This window comes from Ruegeria arenilitoris (assembly GCF_013031355.1).
Taxonomy (GTDB): Bacteria; Pseudomonadota; Alphaproteobacteria; order Rhodobacterales; family Rhodobacteraceae; genus Ruegeria; species Ruegeria arenilitoris_C.
In genome coordinates this window covers 343,339-364,258 of the sequence record NZ_WPZO01000002.1, presented here as the reverse complement: position 1 = coordinate 364,258, position 20,920 = coordinate 343,339, and the positions used below count along the sequence as shown (strand labels likewise).

Annotated in this window: 23 protein-coding genes and 1 tRNA gene; 11 read left to right on the top strand and 13 right to left on the bottom strand. The window is 51.8% G+C overall.

Annotation, left to right across the window (positions count from 1 at the left end; all coding sequences use genetic code 11):
* Positions 1 to 104: 104 nt before the first annotated feature.
* The 4 genes from GOX63_RS07405 to GOX63_RS07390 all read right to left on the bottom strand — a co-directional run bounded on the left by GOX63_RS07405 (position 105) and on the right by GOX63_RS07390 (position 2,623).
* Entirely contained in the window at positions 105 to 512 is a 408-nt protein-coding gene (locus GOX63_RS07405; protein WP_170545373.1) for a hypothetical protein, read from the bottom strand.
* 569 nt (positions 513 to 1,081) lie between these two features.
* Positions 1,082 to 1,477: a thermonuclease family protein gene (locus GOX63_RS07400; RefSeq protein ID WP_170326731.1), complete on the bottom strand. Its 396-nt coding sequence runs from the start codon at positions 1,475 to 1,477 to the stop codon at positions 1,082 to 1,084.
* Positions 1,478 to 1,602: 125 nt separating this feature from the next.
* On the bottom strand, positions 1,603 to 1,848 hold the full coding sequence (locus GOX63_RS07395) for a hypothetical protein (RefSeq protein WP_170326732.1): 246 nt from the start codon (positions 1,846 to 1,848) through the stop codon (positions 1,603 to 1,605).
* Positions 1,849 to 1,858: 10 nt separating this feature from the next.
* A complete protein-coding gene (locus GOX63_RS07390; protein ID WP_170326733.1) occupies positions 1,859 to 2,623 on the bottom strand; it encodes a glycoside hydrolase family 108 protein in 765 nt (254 codons plus the stop codon).
* A 252-nt stretch (positions 2,624 to 2,875) separates the two neighbouring features.
* Here GOX63_RS07390 and GOX63_RS07385 point away from each other — a divergent pair, with 252 nt between their 5' ends.
* Positions 2,876 to 4,102 (top strand): hypothetical protein, encoded by a 1,227-nt coding sequence (locus GOX63_RS07385; protein ID WP_170326734.1) that lies wholly within the window; start codon positions 2,876 to 2,878, stop codon positions 4,100 to 4,102.
* A 136-nt stretch (positions 4,103 to 4,238) separates the two neighbouring features.
* On the opposite strand, the gene GOX63_RS07380 is transcribed toward GOX63_RS07385, so the two are convergent.
* From GOX63_RS07380 to GOX63_RS07355, 6 genes are all read right to left on the bottom strand, one after another.
* On the bottom strand, positions 4,239 to 4,583 hold the full coding sequence (locus GOX63_RS07380; protein ID WP_170326735.1) for a hypothetical protein: 345 nt from the start codon (positions 4,581 to 4,583) through the stop codon (positions 4,239 to 4,241).
* Positions 4,562 to 5,020, bottom strand: a complete 459-nt coding sequence (locus GOX63_RS07375) for a DUF1064 domain-containing protein (protein ID WP_170326736.1) — start codon at positions 5,018 to 5,020, stop codon at positions 4,562 to 4,564. The genes GOX63_RS07380 and GOX63_RS07375 overlap by 22 nt, the downstream gene beginning before the upstream one ends.
* Positions 5,020 to 5,298, bottom strand: a complete 279-nt coding sequence (locus GOX63_RS07370) for a hypothetical protein (RefSeq protein ID WP_170326737.1) — start codon at positions 5,296 to 5,298, stop codon at positions 5,020 to 5,022. The genes GOX63_RS07375 and GOX63_RS07370 overlap by 1 nt, the downstream gene beginning before the upstream one ends.
* Before the next feature lie 75 nt (positions 5,299 to 5,373).
* On the bottom strand, positions 5,374 to 6,960 hold the full coding sequence (locus tag GOX63_RS07365) for a DUF2235 domain-containing protein (RefSeq protein WP_170326738.1): 1,587 nt from the start codon (positions 6,958 to 6,960) through the stop codon (positions 5,374 to 5,376).
* Between the two features lie 275 nt (positions 6,961 to 7,235).
* Positions 7,236 to 7,320, bottom strand: a tRNA-Leu gene (locus tag GOX63_RS07360).
* 1,098 nt (positions 7,321 to 8,418) lie between these two features.
* Positions 8,419 to 8,652 carry a hypothetical protein gene (locus GOX63_RS07355; RefSeq protein WP_170545370.1) on the bottom strand — a complete coding sequence of 78 codons (234 nt, stop codon included), beginning with the start codon at positions 8,650 to 8,652 and terminating at the stop codon, positions 8,419 to 8,421.
* Between the two features lie 135 nt (positions 8,653 to 8,787).
* Between GOX63_RS07355 and GOX63_RS07350 the strand changes: the two genes are divergently transcribed.
* The 10 genes from GOX63_RS07350 (at position 8,788) to GOX63_RS07305 (ending at position 18,700) form a co-directional block, all read left to right on the top strand.
* The gene (locus tag GOX63_RS07350; RefSeq protein ID WP_170545368.1) at positions 8,788 to 9,540 is read left to right on the top strand and encodes a Crp/Fnr family transcriptional regulator; all 753 of its coding nucleotides are present in this window, start codon (positions 8,788 to 8,790) and stop codon (positions 9,538 to 9,540) included.
* A 446-nt stretch (positions 9,541 to 9,986) separates the two neighbouring features.
* A complete protein-coding gene (locus GOX63_RS07345) occupies positions 9,987 to 10,295 on the top strand; it encodes a hypothetical protein (protein WP_170336653.1) in 309 nt (102 codons plus the stop codon).
* Positions 10,296 to 10,298: 3 nt separating this feature from the next.
* Positions 10,299 to 10,652, top strand: a complete 354-nt coding sequence (locus GOX63_RS07340) for a hypothetical protein (RefSeq protein WP_170336655.1) — start codon at positions 10,299 to 10,301, stop codon at positions 10,650 to 10,652.
* On the top strand, positions 10,642 to 11,496 hold the full coding sequence (locus tag GOX63_RS07335; protein WP_170545366.1) for a hypothetical protein: 855 nt from the start codon (positions 10,642 to 10,644) through the stop codon (positions 11,494 to 11,496). The genes GOX63_RS07340 and GOX63_RS07335 overlap by 11 nt, the downstream gene beginning before the upstream one ends.
* 92 nt (positions 11,497 to 11,588) lie before the next feature.
* Positions 11,589 to 12,788 carry a DUF1611 domain-containing protein gene (locus GOX63_RS07330; protein ID WP_170545363.1) on the top strand — a complete coding sequence of 400 codons (1,200 nt, stop codon included), beginning with the start codon at positions 11,589 to 11,591 and terminating at the stop codon, positions 12,786 to 12,788.
* Positions 12,785 to 13,906 (top strand): alanine/ornithine racemase family PLP-dependent enzyme, encoded by a 1,122-nt coding sequence (locus GOX63_RS07325; RefSeq protein WP_170545360.1) that lies wholly within the window; start codon positions 12,785 to 12,787, stop codon positions 13,904 to 13,906. The genes GOX63_RS07330 and GOX63_RS07325 overlap by 4 nt, the downstream gene beginning before the upstream one ends.
* 379 nt (positions 13,907 to 14,285) lie before the next feature.
* The gene (locus GOX63_RS07320) at positions 14,286 to 14,858 is read left to right on the top strand and encodes a hypothetical protein (protein ID WP_170545357.1); all 573 of its coding nucleotides are present in this window, start codon (positions 14,286 to 14,288) and stop codon (positions 14,856 to 14,858) included.
* A 557-nt stretch (positions 14,859 to 15,415) separates the two neighbouring features.
* On the top strand, positions 15,416 to 16,048 hold the full coding sequence (locus tag GOX63_RS07315) for a tyrosine-type recombinase/integrase (RefSeq protein ID WP_170403722.1): 633 nt from the start codon (positions 15,416 to 15,418) through the stop codon (positions 16,046 to 16,048).
* A 1,639-nt stretch (positions 16,049 to 17,687) separates the two neighbouring features.
* Positions 17,688 to 18,377: a hypothetical protein gene (locus GOX63_RS07310; RefSeq protein ID WP_170328729.1), complete on the top strand. Its 690-nt coding sequence runs from the start codon at positions 17,688 to 17,690 to the stop codon at positions 18,375 to 18,377.
* A 74-nt stretch (positions 18,378 to 18,451) separates the two neighbouring features.
* Positions 18,452 to 18,700: a ParB N-terminal domain-containing protein gene (locus tag GOX63_RS07305; protein ID WP_039524390.1), complete on the top strand. Its 249-nt coding sequence runs from the start codon at positions 18,452 to 18,454 to the stop codon at positions 18,698 to 18,700.
* On the opposite strand, the gene GOX63_RS07300 is transcribed toward GOX63_RS07305, so the two are convergent.
* The 3 genes from GOX63_RS07300 to GOX63_RS07290 form a co-directional block, all read right to left on the bottom strand.
* A complete protein-coding gene (locus GOX63_RS07300; protein ID WP_170328728.1) occupies positions 18,692 to 19,705 on the bottom strand; it encodes a fatty acid desaturase in 1,014 nt (337 codons plus the stop codon). The two genes, GOX63_RS07305 and GOX63_RS07300, sit on opposite strands and share 9 nt — an antisense overlap.
* A gap of 72 nt (positions 19,706 to 19,777) precedes the next feature.
* Positions 19,778 to 19,984 (bottom strand): cold-shock protein, encoded by a 207-nt coding sequence (locus tag GOX63_RS07295; RefSeq protein WP_170328727.1) that lies wholly within the window; start codon positions 19,982 to 19,984, stop codon positions 19,778 to 19,780.
* 503 nt (positions 19,985 to 20,487) lie between these two features.
* Complete coding sequence (locus GOX63_RS07290; RefSeq protein ID WP_170545354.1) at positions 20,488 to 20,877, bottom strand: MerR family transcriptional regulator; 390 nt, start codon at positions 20,875 to 20,877, stop codon at positions 20,488 to 20,490.
* Between the last annotated feature and the right edge of the window lie 43 nt (positions 20,878 to 20,920).

Genomic DNA, 20,920 nt, shown 5'->3' with positions numbered 1-20,920 from the left:
CTGAAGATAGTAGTGACGATCTACGCGATCCAACACATAGATTGGCCTTCGAAACAAATGCCAGCGGACCTGAAAACGCATCCTGTGCCGCTCCGTATTGCTAACTAGATCTCGTATTTGGAAAAATGCTCGTTGAACCAACCAGGCAGCGACGACCACGAATATCTTCCACGTTCATCCCAAGATTTCGTTCCAGACATTTTTCCAAGCGCCAAAACCTCAGCAAGAAACTCATCGTGGGGATAAATAAATGCTCTACCGCGAGTATACAGACCGATGCGTAAATCCTTGAACTGATACTTCTTGTGGAAGCACAACCTGCTTTTGGCTTGGATCTTTGCGAAAGATTGACCGTCCACATGAACTGCCAGAAAGTCGGCACCATTCCAGTCATCGCTAAGACGGATGCAGTTGTACCCATAATCCGCCAGCTTCGCAGCAAGCTTCTGAAATAGATAATTTTCTTTCTGTCGGCTGTTTAAATTGCTGTATTTACATATTTCCAGCTTCAAAAAAGTTGCTCCCTATTGTGAATTTACTCCAATCGAACTGTAGCGGTGTAGTATGGGCTTGCGCCTACGGACAGCGTAAGCCGACCGTTTGATACGTCACGGGACACTTGTAAGAGTCCGCAATCTTCACCCTTACGACGAGTCCGAGTGCATTCCGCAATCTCATCTGGGTTCAAGTGACGGCAAGCAAGACGCCGCAAGAACTCCCCCATCTGCTTTTCAGTGAACGAGCCGAACCTGAATTCGGATTCATAAATATTGTTGGTGCCGTCCCAGCCGTGAACCTTCCAAACCAGCATCTTGGCCCCCCTATTTCTCGACTTCTATTGAGATGTCGCGTTCTATTTTGTTCCGCAGCAGCATGAAAACGAACACCATAGCCATTGACGCGAAGCGGACGTAATCCTCATGGGATGCAAATGGCTTTGGCAAGAAATCGACTTCCGGGATTTCGATGTTGAAAAACCTTAGAGGCAAAGAGTATCTGACCACTACCAAGAACGCTATTGCCGCCAAAAAATGAAAAATCCTAATAGAAAACTTTTGATTTTTCATGACCACCCCACTCGTCATCTACAGTACTTCGCTCGCTTGAGCCGTGACCGCGCTGCGCGAGTCTCGAGGTTCTTATACCGGCCACCGGAGTACCTAGCGCAATCCAACGCGTGTCCTGCAGCAATAACGGCCGCTCCTACGTCTTCCCCATCGGCGTAACAAACCCCCACCCAGCGGTCATAGGTGCGCTCACCGTTCAGTTTGCAGGAGATCGACTTGCCCCGGAGGTAGTTCACCATCCAGCGCTTTGCATCCTGACCGGATCGAGTATCCAACTCAGGCGCATCGACGCCATTCAGGCGAACCGGCGTACCATCGTCAACAATGGTGTCGGCGTCTCGAACATGAAGGGTGCCAGCAGCGGCAGAGGTGGCAAGAAAAAAGGTAGCGGCGGCAACAAGGTACTTCATCAAACAGGGAAACTCTCAAATAGCAGGGCCTGCTATTGAGGTAGCTGGCAATGCCAGTATTTCCGCCTTGCTCCACCCGGTATATCTGGCCAGCTTTAACGCCCCGGCCCTGACCTGATTGGGCGTTAGGACAAAAAATCCTGGTAGGCCGCCTGCAGCCGCCGGTATTGGCGCCACTTGAACGAACTGATCGTATCGGGTGCCTGTTCGGTCAGGTTGGCGACTGTCACAGTCACGGTTAGAACGGTTCGCGCTATGCCCTCATATTCCGGAGGCAGGCCCAAAACCACAAAGTGATCCAGCAAGACCAGCATTTCGGACGCGAACGCCACCAGCGCCATAAAGACGTTGAACCAAATGGTTTTCGACAACCACCACGGCTTAGCCTTTGGTCATTTCCTCCAATTTTTCACGATAGGCAGCGGCACGGCGGGCGTGTTGGGCTGCATTCAAGGCAAGGATAAGCGTGCAAACGGTCAGAACGCCGATAACAGACCAAAGGGCCCATTCCGGCAGATCGACCAGCAGCGCGCCACCACCACCCACAGGTGTGGCGCGTGCGCCTTTGGCATGTGTTGCGCTTGCGCTTTGGGCCTTGTCCGCTTCGGCTTTGACGCGATCGGGCGATTGCGTGGCCATGGCCACCGCTTCGGCCTCGGTGTCAGCCACTCTGCGGGCCCAACCGCGCCCGAATGTCGACCACGTGCGCAGTATGCGCAGGAACGACATGCGGGCTGCGCTGGCCTTCTGGATCACGCCAACGGTGTCGTTGGCCATCAGTGCCGCCCCAAGGGTTTCGCGCCCGATCTTGCCGTCAGCAGCGACACCAAGGCCCTTTTGCAACCACTTGGCACCACGCGACGGGCCCGAGTTCACAGCACCGTCATAGGCAACCAGATCGAGCCCTTGCGGCAGCTCATCGCCCTTGATCGGGTTCCAATACCCTTTGCGATAGATCCGCCCCGCCTCGGCAATAGTCAGGTTTTTGACGTCCTGTTCGGTGGTTGTCCGACGTCGAAAATCGGCCAGAGAGCCGATTGTGATGCCGTATTTAGTCGCGCCGCCGGGATCTTTGGGGTGGTTGACATAGCCGCCTTCCCATTTCAGCACATGCGCGAGACACGCGTCGTAGTTCTTTCTGCACATTTGAGAAATCTGCCGATTCTCGATTTCTCTCAGTCTCGCGCGGCTGTGCCACTCGATCCTCTGGCGGTTTCCGGCATCGTCGACAATCTGCCCCAGATTGGGTCGACTAGCTTTAACCGCAATGCGATTGGCTACTCGCTATCACCATGAACAATCAGCATAAATTGCCAAACACATTTGCTTTTATGATGTAGTTTGTGATGTTACCTGTATTTCCCAAAATGATTCCCACAGGTTACGAGCGCCGCGAACATGGAAATTGAAGCAACAGGTAGCGCAATAATTCGTCATGCAGGTACTGGTGAGGATTATGAGATCGGTGCGGATGAACTCGAATGGGAGTTAGTGTCGTCGCAAGAAAGAGGCATGGGAACAGAAACGCTATACGGCGCTACAATATACCATCCTGAACTCGGTCTTTTGCAATGGTCGATTTCCGAGTACCCCCCTGGGGCCGAGAACTACACTATGTCGGATTTTGGGGATCACGAAACGCTAACAAACTTTTCAATTGAACTAGTCCATGAACCAGAGGATCAGGACAAGTTTGAGAGCGCGATTTCAGAAGTTAAGGAGTGGTTTCGATCTCAATACGACGACCCAGCTAACTGGCTCCCCTACGAGTCTGCATCAGATGGATATCAGTGGCTTCACGGTGGCCCCTACTCTGCATCTGAAGCTTTAGAGCAAGGGTTTTCTGGGGCATATCCGGAGTGGCTATTGCAGAGGGCCGCTCGAGAGATTGAGAATGAAGCTGGAGGAATCCTTGAATGGACACCAATACCCGAAGAGGAAATCGCTGCGAGTGATTCCAGTTCCTCAGATTTCAATTCCAGCGATTTTTTCACTGATAAGAGTGTCCAAAGTCCTAACCAACCCGAAATTCTGTCGGTTAATCTCAATGACCGGCGCAATGTAGCCGGGAAGCTAGAAGCCGATGTCGCAAAGGTATTGGATTTACTGAAACCATTTGTCGACCTTGAGAACGACCGCCCAAGTCAGAACAATTCAAACGATACAGCCGGAATTGGGCATAATCGACCTCCATCCCCTTTAGAAGATCTGGGCCTGCCCCCTGATTTCTTCTCTACTCTCGAGAATACCGCGCGCCAACTTGGTGACAACACCAAGGCACTGGAGAAAATACAAGCATCAATTGAGGAGCGTCGCCAATCAGAGAAAGCCTCAGTCGATGCGCTCGAGCAACATAAACGTGCCGTTGAGGACAACACCAAGGCAATCACCGAGCGCACGGAGCAACTGCAAAGTCTGAAAAAGACGGGCCTATGGGCTGGCGGAATATGGGTCGGCGACAAAATCGTAGGTAATGCAATTGGAACCATGGGAAGCAAGTTGGGTGAAATTGCTATCACAGTAATCTCGGAGCCACGCTTGGTTCTAGATCCGCTGCTAGCAGCATTGGCAGAATTGATTGCTACGGCAACCAAGTATATCGGCGCCATTCCCACCTTGTTTTGATAACGTGTTCCAGTAGCGGGACTGCCTCGGAGGATCGATCGTATCAGCCGATGCTAAGCTTTCCAGGCCAAAAAATTGGCATTTGATGAGTACATGCGGACGACAAATCAGTTGAACCAAACATTGGACGATGCACTTAACCATTGGTAAGAATCTCGCGCACCCGATCAATTGATAGATCAACACCGTGCGCAATTTCTTTGACGGAACACCCCTCCTCAGCCATCTCTCTGATCCTGCGATTGCGCGCGGCCCTAACGATGAAACGACAGTTCGACGGCTGCAGGATCATCCCCGCGAACGCACTGACCAGTTTGTTCGCGTCTTCCCATCCAAGAATTCGCACAAGCTGGTGATCCACCGCCGGCAAGCGCTTCGGCACATAGAAGCAAACGCGCCAGGCGCGTGATCCGGATTGGGGCAGCGATCCGATCAGGTGCAATGCCTGATCCCGGCCGATTACTTCGGCAATCTCGGCCACGCTTTCAGGCAGCGGCGGGACAAGGCCGGTCGACGCACTAACGTGACCAATACCTCAACGCCCTGCGCGGCTAGGATCGACTTCACCAAATTGAACTTGTCGGTTGCATGTCCCTTACGGTCTTCGATGACCTGCGCGACCAGCGCACAATCGAAATAAACAAAGTCTGCGGTCCATGTACGTTGCCGCTTCCCGCCATCTGTCATGATCGGCCCGTCACGCCCTTCAAGGCCAATTTTGACCTGGCGTTTCAAATCTCTAATTTCCCCCGCGCGCTGCAGCAGCTTTAGTTCACACCACCGGTCAGCCTCGGCCTTGCTATCGAATGTGATTCCGTCAACCGTTGTGCGCTTGGCGTTGCGTACCCGGCGTTTGTCCTCTTTCGAAGTCTCGGCGTTCTGCTGCGCGCGAAGCTGTTGGGCGGCCATGCGTTCCATCACTTCTTGCCCTGATGAGCTTTGAGTTGTTGGCCGGCGAATTTCAGGGCGTCCGCAATATCGCGCGCGATGGGATTGGTTGCGGCCAAACCAATCTGGACCTGATAGGCCCCCTGGATTTCTTCAAGACCGTGCAGGCGCATCTTGCGCGGCACCAAACTAACCGGCCCCCTGCCCGGCGCGATGACAACGCAGTCACCGGCGACCAGATCAATCGTCACGACGGCTTGGCCAAAGCGCTGGCCGTGTGTAGCTGGATCAGAGTGCGGCGACGTCATAGCAGTTTCCCCACAGCGCGGCATTCCGGCACGGTGACAAGCTCAGCCTGCACGCATTCCCACTAGGATTGCTAATCAGGTTGAATTTTTGCAGTTTTTTCTTTGTGGAAAGAGACTTTCGCGTCTTTCGACCACTTCGAGCGTATTTGCTTCCCTGTCCAGTTTCTCAAAGAATTCCCTATCCTTCGAGTAACTCACCTTCGTACTCTGGCGATCTTTAACGGACCAGTGAACTCTGATGTCCTTTTTTACATCTTCTTCAAGTTGCTGCGCTGGAAAGTGCTTTTTTAGATATAGTGCGACATGATCGACATTCACTGGCCGCGAAAGCGAACGCAAGTACACTTTCCTTTCGTTTAGAAAGCCAGAGCGGCCGTGCCCCCACCGTCTGGAGTGAGCTATCGGTTCACGTGAATTTCTCGTGGAAATTTCTTTTCGTAGGAAATTCAGATCCAGCCTCAGGCCGGCTGCATAAGCCTTATAGGCCATCCAATCCAGTGAGTGACTAGATAGCCCAGTTTTAGTGTACCCGCCCCCAATGTTTGCGTGAGCGCCGGCGAACCAAACTTGCTCGAGAACCTGATTTGGTTTTGCTTTTCGTGTCCACAGAACCGGCTTGTAAGGTTGGCGCATTTCATGAATCGCAAGCGCTTGATAAGCATGGCTTACATTTTCGGTTAGGTTGGTTTCAAAGAAGTCGTCATAGTTAACCGTCAACCATGAGAGTCCCCTTACTGGAATTCCTAATGCACTAACGGTGTCCCAAACGCCTAGGAACTCAACATCAATCGATCGGTACTCCTGATGGACAAAATCTTCCCAAATCAGTTCGGTATGCCGATCCAAGTCCTCACCCGTTGCCAACATTTTCTCATACTTGTCGAAGAAGAACGGCAGAAGGTGAAGGCCTTCTTTCTTTATGAGTCCAAAGCGATTAAGAAATCCACTCAATGCTCTGGCTGCATAAGCACCTCTGCTAAACCCAAAGAGAAAAATCTCGCTGTTGTTTGGCCGAGGCTCATTCGCTTCTTTCCACTCCAAATTGTGCGATATGAAACGATATGCATCGACCACGAGCCTAGTCAGGCCATTTCCAGTGGCTCCGTCGATTAACCTTGAAGCAGCAAGTCCTGAGGTTCCGACGCCCCGAAAATACCCAACCACCTGCGGAACATCAGTTTCCGAGTTGTCAGTTACAACGCCTCTGAGTAGGCGCACAACGTTAGTGATTGGAGGCAAGTTTTCAGGATCATATTTCTTAACATGGTGAGGTTCTTCAGGTGTATTCCATGTTCCGTCAATGAACACGACAATCCTGCGCCCATGGTCGAGCTCCTTTGGTTCCGGTAACAGGTCCCTTACTTCGTCTTCGGCCTCGCAACGCTTGGTTCGTGTTTCGTCAAAGCGCTCCAGTAGCTCTTCAACCCAAACTTCAATTTCGGATGAGTTATTGGCGCAAAACTCATCGAAATTCTGTCTTTCCAAAAATTGGCGTCTTGTAAAGAGTGTGTGATGAATACCAGCCCTCTCAGCTGGTATCAAACTTTCAATACAGGGCTTATTCTTGAACCTTTCTAAACACTTGACTGGATCGCCTATCGCTGGGTCAGCAAGGCTATTTTCGACAAAGCGCAGTAGTGTCTGGCTTGATTTATTACCCATAGCTAACCTTTCACAAAAAAATGAGTAAACCAAATTCCCTGACCGAGTATATCACAGAGTTCAGCAAGGCTACTTCTGCACGCGCAAGCAAACGCCCCTCAACCGCTTGGACGCCTGCACCTAGAATCAACTTTCGTAAGAATTGCAGGTAAATCCAGGTGGGAACAGAACAAGCCCAGAACGTACCGTGAAAGTGTGAGTTAGCACTGTGAGTAAAGAAAATCACCGATTTGGAATTCGCCGAAAACTTCCCGCTAACCCATTGATCGTAAAAGTGGTGCGGATGGCGGGGATCGAACCCGCAAGTCCTAGGACGAGGGATTTTAAGTCCCTTGCGTTTACCAGTTTCGCCACATCCGCGCGTCACTGAGGCGCTAAAGCCAGCGACGTCTGAGAACTCTTACTGCCAACCAAACTGATTGAAAAGCCGCTAAGTGGGCCTTTGCAAAGGGAACCTGTCGAACGCTCTGTGTACAACAGGGTGACTGCACCGACCCGAGCCAGTCCGAGACTCAGCTGAAGGGTTACCGCCAAGTCTTGTCGCGGTGCATGCTGTTGAGATGTTTCCGCTTGTGGTGCTCCATGATCGCCCCCCAAAGCTTTGAAGGTTCCCATATTTTTGCGCCCTAAATCTCGGAGTGACAGCCCGATGAAACAGAGAATAATGGCTATGAGTTAAGAGTAGTGGTGCCCCACACGGAATACAAAAACAGAGTAAGGGTGTACTTTTAAACCACAAATTTCATGCAAAACCTAATGGCACCCCGATTGGTACCCCCAGTAGTGAATTTGCTTCGCCTGCATCTGCAGTGAACTTGACGCGATGATTCAACATGTAGAGGTCAATTTTGACTTCGAATACAACTACGCCCTCAAAAACTGGTCGTTCGTAGGATCCGAACTTTGCGATCAATCCGACAACGAGCCGGCTTCATAGATTTGAACATTGATGGCAATAATCTGGCCCTTCGCTGATGCGTGTTTAAGTGACCGCTTTGCAGACAAACCGGACTTGTGCGATTGCGGCAATTGCTGACGCAGCATTGATTTGCTGTAGCAGCACATTCATCGCTGCGTTGCAGCTGTTGTCGCCAGACCGGTCATTCAAAGCTATGATGATGCGATACTATCAAACTGTAGTTTCGCTGCACATAGGATCAGCAACTTAGACGCCGAACAAAGCCAACGTTTGCGTTGTCGCAGGCAGTGCAGCAGGACAGGCCATGCGGGCCTTCAGCCAGTAAGCAAATTCTCGTTGTGGCTCATGCAGGTCGGCGGGGAAGAGGGAGTAAGTCGCGGTCGTGGAATTTTTCATTAAGTCGAGATATTGTAGAGATTGGAACTTCGGTTCTTGCTTCGTGTTTGAATTGATCGGGAACGAGGCACCAATAGTACTTCTATTTGTTGTTATGCTTTTTTGACGAGTGTAATCTTGTTTTTCTGACACAGAAATTAACGTTACTGCCGAACGCGATAGCCGGAAGCAATGATCTGGTTTATCAGAACAGCGGCGGCCTGGTTCATATCCTTTTCTTCCTTGTTGCCAACCGCTGCTTCGTGGGCAGCGGCTGCGTCACGCAGAACTCCCACAATCTCATGTTCGGGGAGGAGCTCACGATCTTTAATTGCAAGCAAAAGCGCTTCACAGATTGAGAGTGCGGCTATTCCTGAGTAGTCTTGCCGGTCGGCCATGGTAGACGTCCTTTTTTGACAGGCGTCCAAGCAAGGAAGCGCCACGATGAATTGCACCATTCTGGCATGGATTGCAGTATACTTAACTGATCGAAAGCAGTCTTTGCGTGGTATAGTTTTGCGGACGGCTCATTGATGAAGGAAGAATATTTGCCCACTATCAATAACAGCCCCCTCACCCGAAAGCTCTCAAACTTCGTCTCTCTGACTGAGGTTGAACTTGCGGTATTAGCGCGCCTGCACAAGCGTCGCAGGACCTTTGAAGCGGGACGTGACCTTGTGCATCAAGGGCAATCAGAGCAGGCTGCCTACGTTCTGTCCTCGGGCTGGGTTTGTTCCTACAAAACCCAGACAGACGGTTCGCGTCAGATCGTCGACTTCCAAGTACCGGGTGACTTTCTGGGCTTGCGGAGCGTTCTGCTGCACACCTCGGATCACAGCATAGAACCAATCATGGAAATCCAAGCCATTGAGGTAGTAGTGGATGATCTCCTGGAAGCATTTGCGCAAACGCCCCGGCTGGCGACAGCAATCCTTTGGGCGGTCTCTAGAGATGAAGCGATGGTGGTTGAGCACCTGGTCAACATAGGACGGCGAGATGCGAGTGAGCGCATGGCGCATTTTCTTTTGGAACTTGGTGTGAGGCTGACTCAGGTCGGGATGGCAACCAAGATGGGATATACCTGCCCACTGACACAATACCATCTTGCCGATGCGCTGGGACTGAGTGCTGTACATGTTAATCGTGTCCTACGGCAACTGCGGGAGAAGGGGCTGGTTACTTTTCAATCCGGGCAAGTGGCATTTGATGATTATGACGGACTGGTGACGTTGGCCGGTTTTGACCCCACTTATCTGGATCAGGTCGGGCCACTGTTGAAACAATAGGTTCACCCCTTCGGCGATGCCGGGATTTTGACGATAGTTGCCTGGTTAGAGACGCCATTCGCTTCGGCAGATTTGGGATTTCACTGAAAAAGAAGCGCAAGATAAATACAGTCCGATTGCGGTACTGGATTTCCTGCGCTTCTCAAATACTCGTTAAGAACACGCCAGCAAATATCCCGCCAACACACATCACGTTGCCGGAATCCAAACATCGTTGCACTGACGCAGGTTAGTCAATTTTTGGCAGTACCTGATCCTCGGGCACCAAATGCATTTGAGATTCCAATAAAATCTCAGGTCATTGGCCGCAGACTAACATCGATCAGCGCGCGTCTGCCATTTGCACATTATTCTAAATTACAACGCCAGTACTACCGCGGTGCTTACGAGCGTGTACCGCGGCAGACTGCGCGGGGAAGATCCAACAAACTATACGGAGGACCAAGGTGAGCACGAGATCGTCCAGTTCTTTGGTGACGTTTTCAAATCCGTTCTCTTTGTCCGGCTACCCGGATGAACTTCCTGCAGGCGAGTATGAAGTAGTTGTTGAAGAAGAACTACTCCAGGGCCTGAGTTTCGAAGCATATCGAAGAACCGGAACCTACCTGACCGTTCAGGGCAAGGGCAGCAAGCCAGGCCGCACAGAAATGCGCCCAATTGACCCAGAAGATTTTGAACTGGCGCTCAAGCACGACCAGACCTTGGCTACATCTAACAATGACAGCGATGCGGCGCTTTCCCCGCAGGAGGAATAGATTATGAACACGCCCGAATGGCTTAAACCCGGAATCTACGGTGCCCTGATCGGAGGGGTTTTCGTAGGCGTCGTTGGATTTTCTTGGGGTGGATGGATGACCGGCGGTAGCGCGGACAAGATGGCCAACGCCATGTCCCGCGACAATGTAATCGCTGCGTTGGTTCCGGTCTGCGTCGACATGGCGAGAACTGACGCCCAACGCGCCGAAAAACTGACGACAATCAAAGAAGCTTCGTCTTTCAAGCAGAAGGATGCCGTCATGGCCGCTGGCTGGGCAACGGTACCAGGATCCCAAACTCCAAACAAAGATCTGGCGCAGGCCTGTATTGAGGGGCTGAACCTGGATGAATCGTAACTCAACAACTCAACTTTCGGACGACGCCGTTTGCACCAGGACAAATAGAAAAAATCAGCACTGGTTTTGCTCTCACTTCATGACTGCGTTGTTTGTTGCCGTTTTCAGCTGCTTGGTGGGCTCCTTTATCTCATCAAGTCCCGCATCGGCCGAAACAAATTCGATCCCGGATAACGCGCATCCCAAAAAGTATGGCGACGGTTGGGAATGCGATTTGTCCTATCGGTTGGAAGGCGAAGAATGCGTGGCCATTGTCGTGCCGGGAAATGCCTACCCCACAAACAGAACCTACGGCTCAGGGTGGGCATGTATGCACGGCTTTGTTGCAGTTGGCGGCACCACATGCACTGAAGTGATTGTGCCTGAGGGTGGATATCTCGATCCATCAGGTGAGAGGTGGCGGTGCCTGCGTGGATACACAAGAGTAGACGATAGCTGCCAGAAAATCGTGGTGCCGGATAATGCTTACCTGACGAATAGCACTTATGGATCTGCATGGCGTTGCAACCGTGGCTACGAAATAGACGGAGAAGCATGCGTGGCAGTAGCGGTGCCGGAAAACGCTTTTCTGAACGCATCAACCAGCGGGCGTCCCTGGACGTGCGAGCGTGGGTATTTTGAGCGCGACGGAAGGTGCGATGCCGTCTTTGTGCCTGAAAATGCTTTCTACGATGACGCGATCCATGGAGTTGGATGGAAATGCGAACGTGGCTACGAGGCGTCCGGTGATCGCTGCAATGCAATCGAGCTACCGGCAAATGCCCATATCGACCGATCCGGCAATGGGTGGCAATGCCACAAAAACTATCATCGATCAGAAGGGCTGTGTGTTCTGAACCAGTGAGAATTCAGACAGAAAGCCCACTTTCCCAAACTTCACAATTTTTGCCCGTCCTTACCAAGGACGCGCGTTTCACACTCCAAAAAGGAACAAATATGAAACCCGTACCCATTGCGTCGGATGCCAAGCAGTTCATTGCCAGCGATGCGCAAAAGCTGCCGCCTGAACAAGCAGTTTTTCCAGAGCTTCACCGCAAGACACTTGTGACAGATACACCGACTGCAATTGTGTATTGCGAAGGAAACTTCGCAAAGATCGATGGCAAGACGGCTAATGGTCTCGTTCGACATTCACAGGCCTATCGCGTTCTTTCGGTGATCGACAGCACGTATGGCGGTCGTGACAGTGGCAAAGTGCTTGATAATGTCGCAAATCAGGTTCCCATCTTCGATGATCTTGATGCCGCCGTCGCTAATGAAGCTACGATCCCCGACACGTTTATTTACGGAATGGCGCCGGCCAGCGGCAGAATGTCCCTTGAGGATCGCGAAGTTGTCGTGGATGCGATAACGCTCGGAATGAACATCGTGAGTGGACTGCATGAATTTCTTAGTGATGACAAGGAGCTCGCCGGATTTGCCAAAATTCACGATGTCACGATACGCGACATTCGCAAGCCGCGGCCAAATCCCGACCTGCGCCTGTTAGATGGCAGTATTGGAGACGTCCAGGCGATCCGCATCGCGGTGTTCGGCACCGATTGTGCAATTGGAAAGCGTACGACCGCGACAATCCTGACAAACGCACTTAACACGCATGGGATCAAAACAGTTTTAGTTGGCACCGGCCAGACAGGTTTGATGCAGGGCGCCAAGTATGGCGTTGCGATGGATTCGGTGCCGCCGCAATTTTGTTGTGGCGAACTTGAGCGTGCTGTTGTTGCAGCATCTGAAGGTGAGCGCCCCGATGTCATAGTGATCGAGGGCCAGGGCGCGCTAAGCCATCCGGCCTTTTGCACATCAGCCTTCATTCTGCGAGGCAGTCAACCACATGCAGTTATTCTTCAACACGCGCCTAAACGAAAACGTCGATGTGATTTCCCCAACATGACTATGCCCGACCCTTGCGATGAAATCACCCTGATCGAGGCTTTTGCGAACACAGAGGTAATTGGCATGACAATCAACCATGAAGGAATGAATGATATTGAGATTTCAAAGGCCATCACAGACTATAACCGCAAATTGTATCTCCCGGTCACTGACGCATTGAACCGTCCTCCAAAAAACTTGGTGAATATGGTTCTATCTGCCTTTCCGCGCTTGCAACCCGTACGTGCTACGACGATTGAATGAGCAAGCTGCGTATTGACGTTGATCTGGACAAAATTCGGTACAACACACGGTTCCTGGTCGACCACCTTAGACCCCGCGGAATTACGGTGACAGGTGTGACAAAAGCCGTTTGCGGTCATCCTGAGATTGCGAATGCTATGCTTGAAGGTGGCGCGACAGGGCTGGCGGACGCGCGGATCAGCAATATCATGCGTATGCGCGATGCTGGGATCTCGTGCTCCATATCCTTGATCCGAACGCCCATGCTGAGCCAGGTCGCGCAAGTTGTTGATAACTGCAATGTCAGCTTCAACACAGAGATGGACATTATCGCAAGCCTGGCCGTGAGTGCGCTGGGAAAGAACATTACTCACAATATTATCCTGATGGTGGAAATGGGGGATATGCGGGAAGGCATCTTGCCTGAACACATTGAAAGCACTGTTTCTCAAATTCTTAGAATGGAAGGGATTTCTCTGAAGGGGATTGGTGCAAATTTTGCCTGTCTGGGTCATGTGGCACCCTCTGCAGGAGCAATGGAATTGCTTTCGTCGCTTGCCGTCGGCACCGAACTTGCAAATGGACCCGCTCTGGAAACAGTGTCAGGCGGCGGCTCAGCCAGTTTGCCATGGGCGCTTGGCAAGGGGGCGACCGGAAAGATCAACAACCTGCGTCTGGGTGAGGCCATCCTGCTGGGTACTGACCCCATTTCGGGGTACACGATCGACGGGCTATACACAGATGTTTTCACGCTTTGGGCGGAAGTGATCGAAACGAAGACCAAAGCAAATTCAAATCCCGTGCAAATGACTTATCCTATGCCTTCAATGCGGTGTGTGACTTTAGACAGTCCTTCGAACACTCGGTCGATCCTTGCCATTGGACTCCAGGACACCGATGCGGCGGGTCTAATTTTCCCTACTGGCGTCACGTTCGTCGGAGCCACCAGTGATCATATCGTTGTTGAAACCACCAATTGCCTGCTTCGCGCTGGTGGCGAGATGAAACTGAAATTGAACTATAGCGCGCTCTCGCGCGGCATGGCTGCACCCGATGTAGCAAAAGTCTTCCATGGTGATGGCGCATTGGTTGACTGCACCGCAGCGAACACTGATCGCCCATATTCGAAGCGAAAGTAGCGCGCCAGGGTTGCCGCCGCCTCGGCTCTGCTTCAGCCACCCGTCTTATTCTACGGCTTTACGTAGTAAATGAGGCACCCAATCCCTATATTGGATGTAGCCGCATTCACTTTTCACACCCCATCTGGGCTCGTGGGTGGTGCGGACAATCAAAGGATCAAAATGATGTCTTTCAAAGACCTGACGACCAGAGCGGCTGCCGCACTGAAGGAAAACGATGCGGACGCGTCAAAAAAAGAAGTGACGTCGAAAGGGCAGGACACCGTCCCCGAAAAACCAAAGCCTAAACCCCAAAACTGATAATACCCTGCCGGGAGTGGGTGGCTTGTTCTTGTCTGCATCTCCGAGCGAGCAGTATCAGCAAAGGAGAACTACCCAAATGAACCAGATAATCAGCAAGACAATCGCAGTCTTTTCCAGGCCGTTTACTTTCCCTGGCTTCGACGAATTACTCCCGGCAGGCGAATACGACATAGAAACTGAGCTTTCCGCACCACCAGATTATTCGGACCCAGAAGCCTGGAAAGCATCGGTGTTAATCTGTCTGCATCCACGGAAATCTCACCCCGGTCTGGCGCGTACCTTGACCGTTTCTCTTACTGATTTGGAGAGAGCCCGCGCGAAGGATAAACTGTCTTCAAAGCAGTTGTCGCAGTTCTTGCTCGACCAACTTTTGGCCGATCCCATGGTGCAATTGATTATGGAAGCGGATGGTGTGTCTGAGACTCAACTTCGGCACCTCTACTCGGAGTCGCTCATTTCTGAGGCAGACGACGGATCATCAGATCAACGAGCCATACCGCGAGGATGCGCAAGCGGTTCTCGGTATGCTTTCGCTGTCCAAGCTGCTGAGAACGAAGGAATGCCAGTTCGTCCTATTAAAACCCCTCGGATTACAGGCCGTCCCATCGGACAGTCTGAACCAGGCAGCTCCTTCAATCTCAAGGCTTAGGGCTCGGAACTTTCTTTTCCAGTCGCTGTATAAACCAAAACAGAAATCGAGGCTAAGAACTGATGGAAGACTTCGACAACGACGCAGATACGATCATGGCTCGCGCCCACAATGACGTGCCGCAAGAACGCCCGTGTCTTCGTTGCAGAACGCCATTCTGGAGCGAAGGGTTCGGAGAGCGGATTTGTCGACGCTGCAAGGGGTTGAGCGCGTGGCGAAATGGCGTATCAGTAAGCCCCGGGTTAGCTCGGCGTCGCTGATAACTTGACGCCGGTCTTACCAGCTTTTCTGATCATATCTCATTTTATCTTATTGGTGCTGACCCGGGCCTTTTAACGTGGAACCCGATCGGTAATCGGTGCTGAAGACGAAGCGTACGCGCGGTTTGGACTCGAACCGTTCTTATGCGTAGTGATATGGGCTCAAGCCGCCTAATGCACACACTTAAACCATGCCAGTATTCATAATCGGACAGCAGGCATTCACGCCGCTTGTACTATTCGGTGGTCAGCGCGGTGCTGTTGCTTGGGTGCGGAGGGTGGATCGGAGTGCAAAATATGCCAAGAGTCCAACTACCTGCAGTCACCCCAAAACCCAGAGCTTGGAACAAGGGGCGGATCATCGGTCAGAAACGACCGCTACTCCCAAAACAGGTCTGGGCGATCCGTGCCCGGCTCGAACTTTCTGGAAATCTGCGTGATCTCACAATGTTCAACGTCGCGATTGATAGCAAGCTACGCGGCTGCGATCTGGTCAAACTCGCTGTGACCGATCTTGTCAAAGACGATCGCGTCCGTGAGCGTGTTTCGGTGATCCAGAGCAAAACCAAGCGATCTGTTCAATTCGAACTGACGGAAAACACGCGAGAAACTGTATTGGTATGGGTAAAATCACCGGAAATGTTTGCTAGCCGGTTCATGTTTCCAAGCCGATTCCATGATCGACCACACATCTCGACGCGCCAGTATGGCAGGCTGGTTCGAGACTGGGTGACCGCAATCGGATTGGAACCGAGCGGATATGGCACGCATTCGCTTCGCCGAACCAAAGTAGCTGAGATCTACCGCAAGACAGGAAATCTCCGCGCGGTCCAACTTCTGCTTGGGCACACAAAGGTCGATAGCACCGTGCGATACCTGGGCGTTGAATTGGAAGACGCGCTAAGCATTGCAGAGCGCATAGACATCTGAGACAGTTTGGCGAGCGGCGCTGTCGGTCGCCAATCCATAGTGGTTCTAGTTCTTTTACGCAGGAGTGGGACGCAGCGTGCCCTGAGCGGAAGTGTCAAAATCTTGTTGCGTACGCTCGCAGCACAGTTTTCTCGGCTCAGGCGCAATTTGCAGGGTGCGGGACCGAGCGGCCATTTGATCACGCCGCGAGTACTTGTGCAGAAGCGGCGCGAAAATCGCTGCGTTGCAGCCAATGTCATCAGGCCAGTCATTCATAGTCACGGGGAAGCCTTGATCACATACTCCTCTTTCGCCGCACTCAGGCCAGACAATTTCTTTCGGTAGTTCACCAAGGATCTTGGTCACCGGCAGTTTCAAAAACTACCTGCCCTGGCGGTACTTGCATTGCGACGAGGGAAACTTCCTTGACTCTATTCTGGCTAAGGACCACAAACGTGCATTGGTAAAAATTACTCGACGCCGCGATGCTGCCGGCTTCGATGATCCAATGGCCTTCAGACTAACTGTAGCATGTGCCCCAGCATAGGAACGGGTTTCGCTGGGGTCTTCGCGATGAGCTCGTTCCTCGCAAGCATTCGCAATTGTCACCTGACATGCACCAGTCATTGCGTGACCCATGAAAGAAGGCGCCGTATGAACAGCACATGGCTCATAAATTGCGTGCTTGATGCCCGATAGATCAGGTCTCAGGCTCAGTTTCAATCAGTCGTTCATCGTGTTTACGCGCTGCATTCTTTGTCTGATCCCGACACTCTTGGTGTTGCTCTCAGGAACGCAGCTTCCTGCCCAAGTCGCAGGCAATGCCGATGGATCGGTTTGTGATGAAGGTTTCGAAAACAAGAACGGATCGTGCCAAAGAACAGACGTACCAGAAAACGCATATTTGACGGGTAGCTCCTATGGTAGCGGCTGGGAATGCAATCACGGTTTCCAGAATGTCGGAGAACTCTGTGAGGAAATAAGAGTTCCTGAAAATGCCTATCTTGCATCAACCGGAGATCAGTGGGAGTGCAATCGGCTGTTCCAGCGTGTCGGAGAACTCTGTGAAGAAGTGATGGCACCTCAAAATGGATACGTCGAAACCCGGTTTGGCGTGCAGGAAATACACTGCAACTGGGGATTTCGTAAGGAGAACCAGGATTGTGTTGCGATAAATGTCCCGAGCAACGGCCGCCTGACTGACAAAAACAGCGCGGATGGTTGGGTGTGCATCAGAGGTTACAGGGCAGCGGATAGCGGCTGTGAGCCCGTGGCAGTTCCACAGCATGCATACCTTGCGCCTGAAACGTATTCCGGATGGAAATGCGAACGTGGTTTTCGCGCAAACCGGGACAGGTGCGTTGCGATCCTTGTCCCTTCAAATGCTCACTTAAATCGAAGAGGTGATGGTTGGGAATGCAATCGGCCGTTTACACGACAGAACGATACGTGCACCGAAAATGTGCCGCGACAATAGGTTGGTGGAAATCAATCTCGCCCGACATATCCGGAAGGACCAAGCCGTGAACCATGACTCGATTGACGAAAATCTGGGCAAAAGGCTCAAAGCCGAAAAGGCTCATCGCAGGTCCTACAGGGTTAAGATGTTTATCGCGTTAGCGGTTTTTGTTGCGGCGATAGTTGTAGTGGTGTTTCTCTGATGCGTAAAAATGCCCCTCAAGTGACCCTTCCGGACTCAAAGATGTCAGCTCGTGGTTTGGAACAAAGAGCATTTCAGGACCGCAGTGTTCGTAAGACGCGGAACGCTGACGTATCCGGGGTGATTGAAGAAGAGTTTGGAAAGTACTTGATCAAGGCTGGCATTCTGAGCGGTAACAGCGTTGCGCGCGCATTCCCCAAGCCACCAGCTAAAACGCAGGCAATGATTGCCGATGCAGTCGGCGAAACACCAGCATTGGCCATTGAAACCTTAAAAGAAATTCTCGAAGAACGAGACAGGAAACGTAGCGGTCAACGCCGTTTGGAGGGAAACTCTGGCACCTTCGTTCCCAGCGAAAGAGAATATGCCGAGGCATTGCGCCAGATCAGGCTCACCCCTGCGCAGGTCACAATGCTCAAAGCACTTACAATCGCAGGCAAGGAAGGTCTGACCATTGGTCACTTGTCTCAGGCGACCGGTTACAAATCCCGCGAGGCCTCCATCAAGGTCTTCAAGAAAATCGGACTATTGATCGCAGAATATCTAGAACTCGTACTTCCCGAAGCCGGATCGGCACAGAATGACGGTGCTGCTCAGGTAATCGCATATTCTCACGTCGAAAGTGACGATGAACCAGCTACTTGGATCATGCATCAGGAACTGCGCGATGCTGTTCGCTCGGTTCTATGACGTGCGTTTCAGCCCCCGCTTTTGTAGCGAACTCTGAACCGGATCAAATGCACGAAAGGTTGCTCACGTAGCTTATGTTGGAGAAAAGACCATATCCGCTCGACCTGATCTATGTACCTGTGAAACGGGCGAAAACGCTTGATCAACAAAAAGTTCTGACGCTGGCCGAAGATATTCTGAAGAACGGCCAGAAGACCCCGATCCAGATACGCTCGGACAACAAGAGGTTCGTGCTGATTGAAGGCCTTCACCGATTAGAGGCCATTCGCGCCCTAGGAGGTGATACCGTCGAAGCCTATTTGGTCCGCGCCAGACTACACTAAATACCTATTGGAATTGGCGTTCGACAAAGCCTCGGAAAATGTCAGCAGACGTTGACTTTTTTCATCCCAAAGATGCAACCGTGCGCAATGAAGGCTCTCAAATAAAGTAATACGCTGGCAATCTTCCAACTCAGAATGGTCACGCAAAACCTCGTTTAGCCGATAAAACGGTATGCGGCTGGCGAGATGGTGAACATGGTGCACACCAATGTTGCCAGAGAACCACCGCAGGATGCCTGGCAGGGCATAGTGAGAACTGCCATAGAACGCGGCGTTCTGAAGGTTCCAGCCCTCTTCCCGATCCCAAGTCGTGTGTTCGAACTGGTGTTGAATGTAGAAAAGCCAAATACCAATGGATGATGCGACAATCACGGTTGGCAGGAAAACACACGCCAACACCTCAAAGCCTCCGGCCCATAAAATCAGAGCCAATAACCCTGCAATTGCGGCGTTTGTTCCCATCGCACTTGCCCAGTACAGCCAGCCCGACCGCATGAAACCAACAGGTAAGCGGTATTGAATAAAGAACGTATAGATCGGCGCAACACCGAACAGGACGACTGGGTTCCGGGTCAGACGATACGCGGCACGCCCGAACCAATTCCGTTTCAGGTATTCCTCAATGGTCAATGTAGGGATATCACCCATACCACGCCGATCAAGGTTACCGGTTGAGGCATGGTGAATCGCATGGCTTTGCCGCCAAACGTCATAGGGTGTCACGGTAAGAACACCTAGAACCCGGCCGGTCCAATTGCATGCGTTGCGGTTTCTGAAGAAAGATCCATGACCACAATCATGCATAATGATGAAGATACGGACCAGAAATGCGGCATTTAGGACGGCCAGCAATATTGCGATCCAGACGCTAAATGATAACGCAAACCACGCTAGAGCCCATAGCGCGAATAAGGGGACAACGGTGATCGCAATTTCATAAATACTGCGCTTCGCATCGGGCACACGGTATTGCGCGAGCGCCCGCGTCCAGTCTTTTGGTTGCAACTTACTTGTTCTCCAACGGCTTATAGTTGCCCATTGTGCAAACGGGCACCCAGAAAGGATGCCCGTAAAAGGTCAGGCCAGTGCCAGATTGGCGGCGCTTTCGCGCCCGTCACGGCCAGCTTCGACGTCAAAAGTAACCTTTTGACCGTCTTTCAATTCGCTAAGGCCGGAACGTTCGACTGCTGAGATATGTACGAACACGTCGCGTTTGCCGTCTTCAGGCTCGATAAAGCCAAAACCTTTGGTCGAGTTGAACCATTTTACTGTGCCATTTGCCATGGTGGAAGTCTCCTAATACTTGCCGCCCGCATCATTGCGGCGACTCGGCGTGGTCGGTCTGAATCGAAAGACTGAACGCCGAGTTTGGGAGACAGCAGGTCGAAAAAGAAAAACGTAAGCCCTGTACATATGGACTTCGAGTACACACGATACAAGCCTTGATGCAGGGGAGGACCACAGAATATCTGAGTCCGCCTAGCCCAAGTTAGGACAAGGATAAGCAGAACCATTGCTCTGTGGTTCGGAATTCAGAGGTCGGCTTCTGATAAAGCCTGCCGAGTGCGTATGCAGCAAATTGATTGCTCAGGAACGGCAGGTAGGGCTGTCTGTCCGAATTCACCGCGCGCTACAAGAACACCGTGGCGATGCACAAATGTTCATTGATTGATGGAAACATTGCTAAATCAACGAGTTGACCTCTTTAACGAACGGTAGATTCTGTGCGGCCCGAATCTTGGGTCATGCTGCGTTGGCATAGGGCGACTGCGAGCCTCAAAGTGCCATTAGTAGGTCCGTATCTGCGCAAGCATCGGGCAAGAAACGTTTCCGATGTTACAGTTGGCCGTAAGTTCATTCAGAGCGGCCTCCAATCGCTTTAGTTCATTTATCTTCATACGCACATTGGAGATATGAAGCTCGGCCAGTTCCTTAACGGATTGGCAATCCTCGCTATCACCTTCGGACAGGTTGAGAAGCACCTTTGCATCGGCAAGCGAAAAACCCAAGTCTCGGCACTTCCTTATAAAACAAAGCCGTCCCACATCGTGCGCAGAGTACATGCGTCGATTATTCGATGCCCTTTCTGGTTTCGGCACGATCCCTTCGCGTTCGTAGTAGCGGATAGTTTCAATTCCGACACCGCTTTGCCGGGATGCCTCCCCAATCGCAAACATGTGAGATTTCCTGTCTTGATCCTGTAGTGGCTACAGAAGTTAT